Annotated in this window: 16 protein-coding genes and 1 other annotated feature; of the genes, 10 read left to right on the top strand and 6 right to left on the bottom strand. The window is 33.0% G+C overall.

The window, feature by feature from the left end; genetic code table 11:
* Nucleotides 1–239: 239 nt before the first annotated feature.
* From GMA11_RS02920 to GMA11_RS02895, 6 genes are all read left to right on the top strand, one after another.
* Complete coding sequence (locus GMA11_RS02920; RefSeq protein WP_163545719.1) at nucleotides 240–776, top strand: DUF402 domain-containing protein; 537 nt, start codon at nucleotides 240–242, stop codon at nucleotides 774–776.
* A 64-nt stretch (nucleotides 777–840) separates the two neighbouring features.
* Nucleotides 841–1,275, top strand: a complete 435-nt coding sequence (locus GMA11_RS02915; protein ID WP_163545718.1) for a Fur family transcriptional regulator — start codon at nucleotides 841–843, stop codon at nucleotides 1,273–1,275.
* Nucleotides 1,265–2,719, top strand: a complete 1,455-nt coding sequence (locus tag GMA11_RS02910) for a polysaccharide deacetylase family protein (RefSeq protein WP_163545717.1) — start codon at nucleotides 1,265–1,267, stop codon at nucleotides 2,717–2,719. Before GMA11_RS02915 ends, GMA11_RS02910 begins: the two co-directional genes overlap by 11 nt.
* A 74-nt stretch (nucleotides 2,720–2,793) precedes the next feature.
* Nucleotides 2,794–3,063, top strand: coding sequence for an IreB family regulatory phosphoprotein (locus GMA11_RS02905; protein ID WP_163545716.1), 270 nt, complete (start codon nucleotides 2,794–2,796; stop codon nucleotides 3,061–3,063).
* Nucleotides 3,060–3,479 (top strand): Holliday junction resolvase RuvX, encoded by a 420-nt coding sequence (gene ruvX, locus GMA11_RS02900; protein ID WP_163545715.1) that lies wholly within the window; start codon nucleotides 3,060–3,062, stop codon nucleotides 3,477–3,479. The genes GMA11_RS02905 and ruvX overlap by 4 nt, the downstream gene beginning before the upstream one ends.
* A 12-nt stretch (nucleotides 3,480–3,491) precedes the next feature.
* Nucleotides 3,492–3,782, top strand: coding sequence for a DUF1292 domain-containing protein (locus GMA11_RS02895; protein ID WP_163545714.1), 291 nt, complete (start codon nucleotides 3,492–3,494; stop codon nucleotides 3,780–3,782).
* A 157-nt stretch (nucleotides 3,783–3,939) separates the two neighbouring features.
* Here the strand turns inward: GMA11_RS02895 and efp are convergent, their stop codons facing one another.
* The gene (efp, locus tag GMA11_RS02890; RefSeq protein WP_163545713.1) at nucleotides 3,940–4,503 is read right to left on the bottom strand and encodes an elongation factor P; all 564 of its coding nucleotides are present in this window, start codon (nucleotides 4,501–4,503) and stop codon (nucleotides 3,940–3,942) included.
* Nucleotides 4,504–4,813: 310 nt separating this feature from the next.
* Between efp and GMA11_RS02885 the strand changes: the two genes are divergently transcribed.
* On the top strand, nucleotides 4,814–5,998 hold the full coding sequence (locus GMA11_RS02885) for a glycosyltransferase (RefSeq protein WP_163545712.1): 1,185 nt from the start codon (nucleotides 4,814–4,816) through the stop codon (nucleotides 5,996–5,998).
* Here the strand turns inward: GMA11_RS02885 and dhaS are convergent.
* Nucleotides 5,995–6,549: a dihydroxyacetone kinase transcriptional activator DhaS gene (gene dhaS / locus GMA11_RS02880; protein ID WP_163545711.1), complete on the bottom strand. Its 555-nt coding sequence runs from the start codon at nucleotides 6,547–6,549 to the stop codon at nucleotides 5,995–5,997. The genes GMA11_RS02885 and dhaS overlap by 4 nt on opposite strands.
* A 213-nt stretch (nucleotides 6,550–6,762) precedes the next feature.
* On the opposite strand from dhaS, the gene GMA11_RS02875 reads away from it, so the two are divergent.
* Nucleotides 6,763–7,479 (top strand): MIP/aquaporin family protein, encoded by a 717-nt coding sequence (locus tag GMA11_RS02875; RefSeq protein ID WP_163545771.1) that lies wholly within the window; start codon nucleotides 6,763–6,765, stop codon nucleotides 7,477–7,479.
* Between the two features lie 80 nt (nucleotides 7,480–7,559).
* On the opposite strand, the gene rnhC is transcribed toward GMA11_RS02875, so the two are convergent.
* The 3 genes from rnhC to GMA11_RS02860 form a co-directional block, all read right to left on the bottom strand.
* Nucleotides 7,560–8,459, bottom strand: a complete 900-nt coding sequence (rnhC, locus tag GMA11_RS02870) for a ribonuclease HIII (protein ID WP_163545770.1) — start codon at nucleotides 8,457–8,459, stop codon at nucleotides 7,560–7,562.
* 55 nt (nucleotides 8,460–8,514) lie between these two features.
* Nucleotides 8,515–9,453, bottom strand: coding sequence for a mevalonate kinase (gene mvk, locus GMA11_RS02865; protein ID WP_163545710.1), 939 nt, complete (start codon nucleotides 9,451–9,453; stop codon nucleotides 8,515–8,517).
* Nucleotides 9,454–9,558: 105 nt separating this feature from the next.
* Nucleotides 9,559–10,518 (bottom strand): IS30 family transposase, encoded by a 960-nt coding sequence (locus GMA11_RS02860; protein WP_163545709.1) that lies wholly within the window; start codon nucleotides 10,516–10,518, stop codon nucleotides 9,559–9,561.
* A 144-nt stretch (nucleotides 10,519–10,662) separates the two neighbouring features.
* Nucleotides 10,663–10,794, top strand: a sequence feature (ribosomal protein L10 leader region).
* A gap of 32 nt (nucleotides 10,795–10,826) precedes the next feature.
* On the opposite strand from GMA11_RS02860, the gene rplJ reads away from it, so the two are divergent.
* Both rplJ and rplL read left to right on the top strand, forming a co-directional pair.
* Nucleotides 10,827–11,327 carry a 50S ribosomal protein L10 gene (gene rplJ, locus GMA11_RS02855; protein ID WP_163545708.1) on the top strand — a complete coding sequence of 167 codons (501 nt, stop codon included), beginning with the start codon at nucleotides 10,827–10,829 and terminating at the stop codon, nucleotides 11,325–11,327.
* Between the two features lie 71 nt (nucleotides 11,328–11,398).
* A complete protein-coding gene (gene rplL, locus GMA11_RS02850; protein ID WP_163545707.1) occupies nucleotides 11,399–11,764 on the top strand; it encodes a 50S ribosomal protein L7/L12 in 366 nt (121 codons plus the stop codon).
* A gap of 234 nt (nucleotides 11,765–11,998) precedes the next feature.
* Here rplL and GMA11_RS02845 read toward each other — a convergent pair.
* Nucleotides 11,999–12,219: transposase (locus GMA11_RS02845; protein WP_163545706.1), on the bottom strand; the 221-nt coding region annotated here is incomplete at its 5' end.

Raw genomic sequence — 12,219 nt, 5'->3', positions numbered from 1 at the left:
GATGAATTGTGATCAAAGATGAAATCTTTAAAATTAGTGTCTTTAGATTGGAAATCAGTACAAAGACGAACAAAGAAGTTAAATTGTTCTGTTTTTTTAGCGTTTTATTATCATGCAAAATGTCTTAAAAATTTTTTACAGTGATTTTTCTTTTTTTACGTTTTTTTCTTTAGAGTTGTGATATACTTAGAGTGTAGTTGATTATATAATCAAAATTTAGATAGAAAGTTGGCGCATAGATGCAACATCCGCGTGAAGGAGAGTTTATTACGATTAAGAGCTACAAGCATGATGGCAGTTTGCATCGAACATGGCGTGATACAATGGTATTAAAAACAAGTGAGCAATCAATCATTGGATGCAATGATCACACGCTTGTCACAGAATCAGACGGTAGAAGGTGGGTAACAAGAGAACCAGCGTTATTGTATTATCATAAACATTATTGGTTTAATGTGGTTACAATGATACGACCAAAAGGTATTTCTTATTATTGCAATATTGCCTCGCCGTATGTGATTGATTCAGAGGGATTAAAATATATTGACTATGACTTAGATGTCAAAGTCTTTCCCGATGGAGAAAAACGCTTGTTAGATGTAGATGAATATGAATTGCATCGAAGAAAAATGCATTATCCAAAAGAGATAGATCATATTCTGAAAGAAAATGTACGTATTCTTGTTGATTGGATTAACAATGAGAAAGGTCCTTTTTCTCCTGTATACGTTAACTTGTGGTATGAACGATATCGTCAATTATCTCGTAGGCGATAAATGGAAAAATCTTTAGTCGATTAAAGCACTAAAGATTTTTTATATCATAGAATGGAAAAGAAAAATGGATTTATTAAAAGAAAGATTAAGAAAGAATGGAATGAGGCTAACCCCTCAACGTATGGCTGTTTTGGAGTATATCTATGAATCCAAGACGCATCCAACGGCACAGGATATTTACCAGCAAATTAAGGATAAGTTTGATACGTTGAGTTTGTCTACTGTATATAATAATTTGAATGCTTTAATTAAATTAGGTTATGCTATGGAACTAACGTATGGTGATGCAGCAACGAGATATGATTATAAAGAAGATGATGAAGTGCATTATCATGCCATTTGTTTGCAATGTGGGAATGTGATTGATTTTGAGTATTCAGCACTTGAAGATATGTGTCAAAAATTAGAAAAAACATATGGTTTTGACCCTGTATCTCCAAGACTAGAAGTATTTGGCTATTGTAAAGAATGTAAGGGAGTTATGAATAATGAAATCTAAAACTATGAAACTAACACTATATATGATGACAGTGGTGTTGTTGCTTTTATTGGTACTTGCTGGCTATATATTTTATAATGAACAAGCTTTACCAGGTGCGTATCAAAGAGTGTTGAATGAAGCAGGGCAAATCGCACAAAATGAAGCGGGGAATGTTGAGTATGCAGATAAAACATTAAATGACACAACCGCTCTTGGTTATTTTCCAGTAGATAATACAGGAAAACAAGTGGAAGGATTATCTGATTTAGTGAATACATTTATGGATAATCAAATTGTGAAGCAATCCGATCATGATGTAGTATCTTTTTACTATAAAAAAACGGATAGAGGAAATGGGTATATGAGTTATGACTTATATAAAGATGTCTATAAATATGGGTTTGGTAACTACAAAAAAGACACATCCTCTTTATTAGCAACACAATATTATTACGGTGGTAGAAATTTAACATTTGAAGGATTATTTGAATCATTTTCTTTAGAAAAAGATGATATTTTATCTGCTTTAATGTCTACAATCAATCAAGTAACAAATGAAAAAGAAAAACAACTATTACAAGCTTCTCTTTCTGTAGATACATTAAAAACATTAGGTTATATCTATAATCCAGATGGATTTAGTGTTCTTGTGAAACAAGAAGACGGTATGTTGAGTCCGGTAGCTTTGAATATAGATGCTCTCGTACCTTATTTTAAAGAGCATTTATTATTATCAGATGCACATAAATCAATTTATCAATCACGTATCGCAGGAATTAAAGAAAAACGTGAAAAACTAATTGCTAGTCGTCTTGATGAGATTATTGCGACGATTAGAAATAATGGAGCAACGAACAAAGTTGCTTTGACATTTGATGATGGTCCAAGAGCGGATACAACACCAAGAATTTTAGACGTGTTGAAACAATACGATGTTAAAGCGACATTCTTTATTTTAGGACAAAATATTGCGGGAAATGAAAACTTATTAAAACGAGAAGTACAAGAAGGTCATGAGTTAGGTAATCATACATTTACGCATAGAAGTTTACCAACTTTAACGGACGATGAAGTTAAAGAAGAAATTGGTAAAACACAAAAAATGATTGAAGATATTACAGGGGTGAAACCAAAATCATTAAGACCTCCGTATGGAGCGTATAATCAAAAAGTCGCAGAATTGGCTAAGTTACCGATTGCTTTATGGAATATTGATAGTGAAGACTGGAAATCACGTAATGTAAATTCTATCCAACATCAAGTATTAGATACAACGATTGGAGGCTCTATTATTTTAGTGCATGATATTCATGAAGAATCTGCACAATCTGTTGAGAGTTTAATTTTGGGGTTAAGAGAACGCGGCTTTGAATTTGTAACATTCTCAGAATTATATCAAGACGGACAAGTGTTACCAAATGTTGTTTACTTCAGTCACAATGATGCAAGAAAAGCCGATTAAACATAAAGTAATATAAGTTGTTGTTTTTATTGTTTTGATGTAGAATAGAAACAAAGCGAAAAGAGGTGTTATGTATGGAATTTGTTGATGAAACAATGTTATTCAATAAAGAAGATTTTGAAGGAAAAGAACTGGAACGTGCGATTTTATGTGTGTATGATGCTTTAAAAGAAAAAGGGTATCAACCGGTTAATCAAATTGTTGGATACTTAATGTCAGGAGATCCGGCATATATTCCAAGACATAACAATGCACGTAATGTCATTCGACATTACGAGCGTGATGAAATTCTGGAAGAATTATTAAAAGCCTACTTAGCATCGCATGGGAGAGAGGACAAGTGAGAATTTTAGGTTTAGACGTTGGCTCAAAAACAGTTGGTATGGCTGTGAGCGATCCTTTTGGTTGGACAGCTCAAGGAATTGGTATTTTATCAATTGATGAGGAAAAACAACAATTTGGATTAGATGATATTCAAAAAATTATTCAAGAATACAAAGTTGAAAAAATAGTCATAGGTTTACCTAAAAATATGGACAACTCAGAAGGGTTTAGAGCAGAAGCCTCTCGACATTATGCTGCTTTATTAGCAGAGTTAACACATTTACCAGTTGATTTCCAAGATGAACGCTTAACGACAGTTCAAGCGGAGCGTATGTTAATTGATGAGGGGAATGTATCAAGAAAAAAAAGAAAAAAAGTCATCGATAAATTAGCTGCAGTTATTTTGTTGCAAAATTATTTAGATAGACAAAAGTAAGGAGAAAGTTTTATGACTGAACATAATCACGAGCACGATGAAGAATTTATCACAATTGTTGATGAAGATGGAAATGAAGAATTATATCAAATTTTATTTACATTCGACTCAGACGATTTTGGTAAATCTTATGTATTATTATATCCTGCAGGGACAAGCGAAGATGATGAAGTAGAAATTCAAGCATACGCATTTAAAGAAAATGAAGAAGGTGGAGCAGGAGATTTGCTACCAATCGAAACAGACGAAGAATGGGATATGGTTGAAGAAGTATTAAACACATTTTTAGCAGAAGAAGAATAAAGACTCTTCATCAATTATGTTGGTAAAGAGAATGAGAAAGTTTTTTGGTAGTGAATGGCTGTGCCATTCACTACTTTTTTATAATAAAGAGCATATAAACAAAAAGTTGAAACAACGTCTAAAAATGTTGTTTCAACTTATAGTTACTTTTTAGGTGTTATTTTGTAGCACGTCTTACGTATGTACCTTCTGCTGTGTTTACTTCTAAGTATTCACCTGCTTCGATAAAGTCAGGTACGTTTACAACTAAACCTGTTTCCATTGTAGCAGGTTTACCTGAACCTGAAACAGTAGCACCTTTGATAGATGGTTGTGTTTCTGAAACTTGTAATACAACAGTTGTTGGTAATGTTACGCCAACCACTTCATCACCGAAGAATTCAATTTTTACATTCATGTTTTCTAAAATATATTTTAATTCTTCTTCAATGCTATCTTGAGGGATTTCATATTGTTCGTATGTTTCTAAATCCATGAATACGGCTGTACCGTCCATGTTGTATAAGTATTGCACTTCTTTTTTCTCGATATGTGCTTTTTCTACTTTTTCATCTGGACGCATTGTTGTGTCGACTGTTGAACCGTTTCTTACGTCACGGATTTTCATACGCATGACAGTATTTCCTTTACCTGGTTTGTGATGACTGATTTCAAGTACTTTCCATAATTTTCCATCAGCCACATAAGTCATACCGGCTTTTAAATCACTTACGTTAATCATTTGTTCTCTCCTTAACTAATTAAATACTATTTAGTTATACCATATTTTCCTCATAACAACAACATTTTTATTAAAACATAGTGTACAATTTCTGTTTGTTTTGTATTTGTTTTTGACGAAAACGGTGTGACGAAACAGTGCTTAAGATTATATAAAATACTGGTATTTTGAAAGATGTATTATAAATATTTTTATACAAGACACTACTTTTTTATGATGAAAAGTAGGGAATGATTTTCTTGACGGAAAGATAGAGCGTGTTATAATTTTTATGGGGTAGTCATATTAAATGAATAGGAGTGTCATACATATGTACGCAGTTGTATTAGCGGCGGATAATCAATATTTGGATAAAGTAGATGTATTGATTAAATCTATTTGTGCCAATAACCAATATATTAAATTTTATCTTCTTCATGAAGATATTCCTAAAGAATGGTTTATTTATATAGAAAGTGTGTTGACACAAGTAAATTGTTCGATTGTCAATATGAACATGGTTGATAAAGATTGTCATTATCAATCACAACATGCACATATTAGTCAAGCCACCTATTTTAGATATTTAATTGGTGATTTAGTTGAAGAAGAAAAAGTATTGTATTTGGATACAGATATTGTTGTGACAGGAGATATTACACACCTATTTGATATTGACCTAGGACATTATTATATTGGAGCTGTAAATGAACCGCATCATGTCAATCAATTTAATGCGGGTGTCATGCTTATCAATAATGCTCTTTGGAAAGAAGAAAATATATCTGAAAAACTGATACGTTTAACAGAAGAATTTATTCATACAGTGAATAATGGCGATCAAAGTATTTTAAATATGGCATTTAAAGATAATTGGTTATCTTTACCTAGACGCTATAATACAATGATTGGGTTTGATAAGGTGTTGGAAATAGAAAACAAACAGGATTTCATTGAAACTATCCATCCGCTACCAATTATTGTGCATTACATCACAGCAGAAAAGCCTTGGGGGCAATTCAGTTCCATTCGTTTGCGAGAAACATGGTGGTTTTATTATGCGTTAACTTGGACGGACATCATTGGAAAATGGAAAATTTTCAACTATAATACAGAGATGTTTCTACACTATGGGAACAAAAAACTATTTATTTTAACAAACACACAAAATATCGCTCACATAGAAGAGTTAGTGATTGCTTTACCCAATAGTCAATTTTGTATTGCAGCACCAACCTATTTTTCATCCAAAGTAGTTGCTTTAAGTAAATATCGAAACGTCTTTTTATATCCTAATATTTTATCTTTAACAAGAGATAGACTATTAGAAGAATGTGATATTTATTTAGATATCAATTATTTAGGTGAAGTAGATAATGTTGTCGAGAAAGCAAAAGAAAAGCATAAAATTATTTTTGCTTTTGATGAAACAAAGCACCGTGATGATGCTATTTATGATAAAATTATTCCTATTCAAAATGTACAAGATATGATAGAAGCCATTAAACGCGTTTAATGGCTTTTGTTATATGTATGTTTTAAGTCATTTAATTGACTACTAATAAATATGATGAGTTCATCTGCATGATAGGCTAAAGGTTCTTTGATTAAACAATAAGATTTAATAAATTTACTTAATGCAGATGCATTGTACATAATAAAAGATTGTTTTAAATAAGGTGTTATGTCAACCTTTTTTTCTTTAATAGCCATTTCAAGAAGATAATGGCATTGTTCTGTGAAAAAATCGTCAAAATTATTTTGTCCTAGAATGAGAAAAACTTTACTATAAAACTCTTGACGTGTGTCAATATATTTGAGTAGTTGTGTGAGTATGATTTTCCAAGTGTAGTTATGCAAATGATGTGTTATTTGTTGTTCTAATTCATTTTCAAAAATCCAAATAATTAAGTCGTACTTATCTTTAAAGTGATTGTAAAAAGTTTGTCGTCGTATGTTGGCGTATGTTGTAATATCTGTTGTGGTTAGCTTTTCAAAATCATTTTTGACCATCAGTTCTTTAAAAGCATCTGCAATTTTCTTTTTAGTGACCATAGATTTTTTCATAGACAATCTCTCCTTTTATAACTATTATACATGATAAAAAGAAAAAATGTGACAAAATATGGTTTTTGTCCCTTAAAAATTGTAAACGCATTCTGTATAATAGTGATATATAAAAAGTGATTTTTATAGAAAAATAATGAATAAACCAAGTTATATTGTCGATGTGGTATTCATAAAAATAGAGAAATAAGGAGAGATAGTATGAGTTCGGAAATGACACAATTCATTGGAGAATTGCTAGGAACGTTTATTTTAGTATTATTAGGGAACGGTGTTGTATGCAGTATTGCATTAAATAAAACAAAAGCACAGAATACCGGTTGGCTCATGGTAACTTTAGGTTGGGCTGTGGCAGTAACTATTGCTGTTTACGCATCTGGATTTTTATGTCCTGCCCATTTAAACCCTGCCGTGACAATTTCACTTGCTGTGATTGGTAGTTTTCCTTGGGCACAAGTGGTACCATTTATCATTGCACAAATGATTGGTGCCATGGCAGCATCTGTTTTGTTATATTTACATTTTTATCCTCACTTCCAAGAAACAGAAGACACTGGCACAGTTTTAGGCTGTTTTTCAACAGCACCAGCTATTCGTCACACATGGTCAAATGTTTTTGGAGAAATGCTAGGAACAGCTGTTTTAATGGTTGGTATTTTAGCTATGGGACAAAATAAATTAAGTGACGGTATGTCACCAATGATTGTTGGTTTAATTATTTTAACTATAGGATTTTCATTAGGGTCTACAACTGGTTATGCGATTAACCCAGCACGTGACTTAGGACCAAGATTGATGCATGCCATTTTACCTTTAAAACATAAAGGTGATTCAGACTGGGGATACGCTTGGATTCCTATTGTAGGTCCAATCCTTGGTGGTATCGTTGGTAGTGTGTTATATAATATGATTATTCAATTAACAATGTAATAGTAGAGATATTTCTAAAATGGATTCCAAATCGACATATAACTAAACCGGGATAAATGATTATCCCGGTTTTAATATGGTTATTTTAATTTTTTAGCTTTTTCTGTATTGGCAAAATGTAATTTAGCATAATAAGATAGTGCGTTTTTATCTTTTTTGAGTAATTGACTTGCCACAACATCAACAGAATGACCTGCACCAGATGGCAAGTTTATACCCGCTTGTTTTGAGAGTTTTTTTAAATTTTCAATAAATTCATATCTTGCGATAATGCTTGCACATGCAACAGCTAAATGATGACTTTCTCCTTTTGTGGCGAAGTACACATCTTTTTTAATTTGAACGGGTTCATCTTTTATGTGTGAAAAATAGGTTTGAGGTAATTCGAATTGGTCAATAAGCAAACCGTCAGGGACCTCGGGGGATATTTTTTTTAATAATTTTTCGAGTGCATAATTGTGCAAAATAGCTTTCATTTTCCCTTGGGACATGGTTGGTTGAATGTCATTGTATTTTGGTGGTTCAACGACAAGCAAGCTATAAGGTACTATTTCTTTTAATTGTGTTGCCAAAACAGCAATGCGAGAATCGGATAAATTTTTTGAGTCTTGTACACCAAGTTGCTTTAAAGACGCTAATTGTTCTTTTTTGACATATGTAGCACATACGACAACTGATCCAAAATAACTACCGGTGCCTGTTTCGTCACTACCAATAACAGACCATGTTTGGAAATTAGGAGGTAAGTTATTGTCTTGCTTTTTTTCATTTATATCAAAAGTCCCCCACTGTTGTGCTTCTGCTTGTGCATTAGAGCCTTGAAAAAGTACTTTGCCAGATTCATAAGCGGTAATAGTCGTTCCGTCTTTAACAGCAGAAAATAAACTGTATGGTGGGCATGTTGGTTTTAAGTAATCTTGGTAAAAATTTTTTAATTGTTCTATTTGTACTGTGTTCATTTTTATCGTCGTCATGTTAATCTCCTTTATATACAGTGTATCAAAAATAAAAGAAAAACCATAGTCAAAACTATGGTTATAGAGGTTGAACAAAGGCTTGTTTAGCCCCTTTTGATAGTAATATACATCTTAAAGCATCTGCATCTTGTTTTGTTTTTGCTAAAGCAATCATACAGCCGCCTAAACCACCACCAGTAAGTTTAGCGCCAAGTGCACCGTGCTCTAAGGATAAGGATACAAGTTGATCCAATAACGGATGCGATACGCCTAATTTTTGTAAAGCGTGATGAGCATGTGTCATGGTCTGTCCTAAAGCATGTAATTGATTGGTTGCCAAATAATGTGTGACACGATGTGTCATATTTGATAATGTGGTCATGATAGATGTATGTGTTTTTGGCGCTACTTTTTTTAAGGTTGCTACTTTTTCAATGGCTTGTTTTGTTTGTCCTGTTAATCCTGTATCTGCAATGACGAGATAACCAGTCGTATTTATGCTGATTTTTTTAAAGGGTTTGCCTTTTTCAAAAAATAAAGGTGTTTCCGTTGAAATAATGGTGGCATCTAAGCCGCTTGGATTACCATGAACGATTTTTTCAGCAATTTGAACAAGATGTATTAGTTCCTTTGTTGTAATCGATTTATTGAAATATTGACATAAACTACGGACAATTGCGCAAGAAACAGCAGCGCTAGACCCCATACCTCGCTCTGATGGAATAGAGCTTTCTATACGAATGTGTAGAGGTGTATGTTCTTGGTTTAAGTAGTATAAAGTGGCGTTAATAATTGTTTTCAAACCAGTTAGTAATTCTGGCATATCATCAATTAGTCCTTCATATAAATCACAATATAAATATAAGCCGTTCTTTGCTGGAGAAATATTTACATGTGTTTGGACAGCTGTACAAGGAATGGCGATAGCAGGATGTCCATAAACAGCGGCGTGTTCACCAATTAAAATAATTTTACCACTTGCTGTTCCCATTGCTGTTTTCTTTTTAGTTATATTCATAATAAACTCCTATGATAGTAAACTCATGATATAGTCTATAAAACATTACTTCAAAAGTAAACAACGTTTAAAAAATTTTAATATTTGAAAATCAAGATTCACAAATTACAATAGTAAGTTAGCCATCTCAGGCAAATTATAAGGACACAAATAATGAAATAATTTACGAGGATAATGATTTATCCATTGTTCAACAGCCGTTACTTCGTTAGGAGTAACGGTTGTTGTGCCTTTTGGGAACCATCGTCTAATCAATCGATTTGTATTTTTGTTACTACCTCGTTCATAAGAAGAGAATGGATGTGCATCATAAATAGGACAAGTGATGGCTTCGTCTAATCTTAAAAATTCAGAACCATTATCAGCTGTTAAAAAGCGGATTAAATAGTCTTGTTGAATAGACGTCAAAGCGGTATTCACACTTTGAGCCATTTTATCAGGAATCAGACGAATGATTTCATAGCGTGTTTTTCTGTCTGTTAATGTCAATAATTGTTGACCACGTTTCTTGTTTAAAATCACTAAATCTATTTCAAAATGCCCAATTTCTTTTCTCTTGTTAATGTTTTGTGGTCGCTGTTCGATAGAGAGGGCATTAGTCTTTCTTGGTGGTCGTTTTTCAGTTGATGTTATCGGTTTATGTTTTCTAGGATAAAGTAAATGTTTACGCGAAATACCTGTAATCCATCCTTTGTATACCCATGTGTAAATCGTTGTACAAGAGGACATATCAGGTAGTTGACTAATCATTTCAGGGGAATATTTATCCATGATTTTTTCTCTGATGAGGGCTTCTTTTTCTACCGTCCACGTATCTGTTCTACCTACGGCTAAACGTAAACGACGATAATCGTTTTGTGCCTTTTGAGCAAAGTATTCTTTAGTGCCGCCATGAAAAGATAAATCGATAAGTCCACGTTTGATTTCATTATTGATGGTTTGGTGATTTTTTCCTAATAATCTACCGATTTCTCTATTGCTTTTTCCTTCTTTTTTCCATTTTTCGATGAAGTAACGTTCTTTTTCTGTTATATGTTTGCCTTTGGTGTTATAGTATTCTTGCATCTCTTGGTATCCTTTTTTTGTTGTTACTAAAAGTATATCCTATGAGATGCTTTTTTTGTACTACTGGCTAACTTAATTATATAATTTACTAAATCAAGATTTTTTAATAAAATAGTTGACATAAAAAAGTAAAAAGGGTAAGATAAAGAAAGTGAAAAGCTACCAAAGACAGTGGGTGGAGAAATCCTTAATATCCTACCGAGGAAGATAGATATTTAATATAAATTTCTGTGGTTCTCTATGTCTTGGGTGATGTAGGGCTTTTTTATTTAAAAAGTGCTACCCCAAATCTAATGGAGGTGAAATGAATGAGCGAAGCAGCTATTGCTAAAAAAGCAGAGTTAGTTCAAGAAGTTGCTAAAAAAATTGAAGAAGCATCTTCAGTTGTTATTGTTGACTACTTAGGATTAACTGTTGATGAAGTAACAAGATTGCGTGTTCAATTACGTGAAGCAAACGTTGAATTTAAAGTGTTGAAAAACGGTATTGTACGTCGTGCAGTTGCTCAAAACAACTTAGAAGGATTAGACGAAGCTTTAGTTGGACCTACAGCTGTTGCATTCTCAAATGATGATGCAGTAGCACCAGCAAAAATTATTGCTGAGTTTGCTAAAAAATCAGATGCGTTAGAAATCAAAGCTGGTATCGTTGAAGGTAAAGTATCTTCAAAAGCAGAAATCGAAGCATTGGCTTCTTTACCAAACCGCGATGGAATGCTTTCAATGCTTTTATCAGTATTACAAGCACCAGTTCGCAATACAGCATTGGCTTTCAAAGCTGTTGCAGAACAAAAAGAAGAAGTGGCTTAATTTTATTAACCACACAAAAAGTTGCCTAGTGTAACAAAAATAAAAACATGTATAAATCGGAGGAAATTATAATGGCATTAAACATTGAACAAATTATTGCAGATATTAAAGAAGCAACAATTTTAGAATTAAACGACTTAGTAAAAGCTATCGAAGAAGAATTTGGCGTAACAGCAGCAGCTCCAGTAGCAATCGCAGCAGGACCTGCAGCAGCAGCTGAAGAAAAAACAGAATTTGACGTAGAATTAACAAGCGCTGGCGACGGCAAAATCAAAGTAATCAAAGTTGTTCGTGAAGCAACTGGATTAGGCTTGAAAGAAGCTAAAGAATTAGTTGACGGTGCTCCATCTGTTGTTAAAGAAGGCGTATCTAAAGAAGAAGCAGAAGCGTTAAAAGCTCAATTAGAAGAAGTTGGCGCAACTGTAACATTAAAATAATTTTAATGACGTATCAAAATTGGCATCCCGTACGGGATGCCAATTTTTTTGTGGCTCTATGTCAAATAGGGTTGATAGCTTATAAAGGTAGTGATTTAACAGATGTTAAGTCACTATCTTTTCATTTTAAGTCACAAAGTGATGTACGGCTCACCGAAATGTATACGATACATGTCTCTTTCCCTACGTTGTGCGGGGGAGGAGCTATTCGTATATCACTTTTGACTTAAACTATTAAGCAACTAGTGAAGTAGATGGTACGGTATATGGTACATATAACTTACACATGAATAAAATACGATTTCTAAAATGTGAAAAGTTACGATAACCATAGGCATTTCTCTTAAGTACTTTAATTTTATGATTGATACCTTCAAGTGCACCGTTAGTCAAATGATGGTAGATAAAGGTGTTTTTAATATAGGGTAAATACCCTTTGAAAGTTCTTAATACTC

The sequence above is a fragment of the Granulicatella sp. zg-ZJ genome (assembly GCF_010892355.1).
In the GTDB taxonomy this organism is placed as follows: domain Bacteria; phylum Bacillota; class Bacilli; order Lactobacillales; family Aerococcaceae; genus WM01.
Note: the sequence above shows the minus strand (reverse complement) of the source record. Positions and strands in the feature narration are given on the sequence as shown.

Coding starts and splice junctions, on each gene's coding strand:
- GMA11_RS02920 (WP_163545719.1), top strand. CDS start 240: ATGCAACATCCGCGTGAAGGAGAGTTTATTACGATTAAGAGCTACAAG.
- GMA11_RS02915 (WP_163545718.1), top strand. CDS start 841: ATGGATTTATTAAAAGAAAGATTAAGAAAGAATGGAATGAGGCTAACC.
- GMA11_RS02910 (WP_163545717.1), top strand. CDS start 1,265: ATGAAATCTAAAACTATGAAACTAACACTATATATGATGACAGTGGTG.
- GMA11_RS02905 (WP_163545716.1), top strand. CDS start 2,794: ATGGAATTTGTTGATGAAACAATGTTATTCAATAAAGAAGATTTTGAA.
- GMA11_RS02895 (WP_163545714.1), top strand. CDS start 3,492: ATGACTGAACATAATCACGAGCACGATGAAGAATTTATCACAATTGTT.
- efp (WP_163545713.1), bottom strand. CDS start 4,503: ATGATTAACGTAAGTGATTTAAAAGCCGGTATGACTTATGTGGCTGAT.
- GMA11_RS02885 (WP_163545712.1), top strand. CDS start 4,814: ATGTACGCAGTTGTATTAGCGGCGGATAATCAATATTTGGATAAAGTA.
- dhaS (WP_163545711.1), bottom strand. CDS start 6,549: ATGAAAAAATCTATGGTCACTAAAAAGAAAATTGCAGATGCTTTTAAA.
- GMA11_RS02875 (WP_163545771.1), top strand. CDS start 6,763: ATGACACAATTCATTGGAGAATTGCTAGGAACGTTTATTTTAGTATTA.
- mvk (WP_163545710.1), bottom strand. CDS start 9,453: ATGAATATAACTAAAAAGAAAACAGCAATGGGAACAGCAAGTGGTAAA.
- GMA11_RS02860 (WP_163545709.1), bottom strand. CDS start 10,518: ATGCAAGAATACTATAACACCAAAGGCAAACATATAACAGAAAAAGAA.
- rplJ (WP_163545708.1), top strand. CDS start 10,827: ATGAGCGAAGCAGCTATTGCTAAAAAAGCAGAGTTAGTTCAAGAAGTT.
- rplL (WP_163545707.1), top strand. CDS start 11,399: ATGGCATTAAACATTGAACAAATTATTGCAGATATTAAAGAAGCAACA.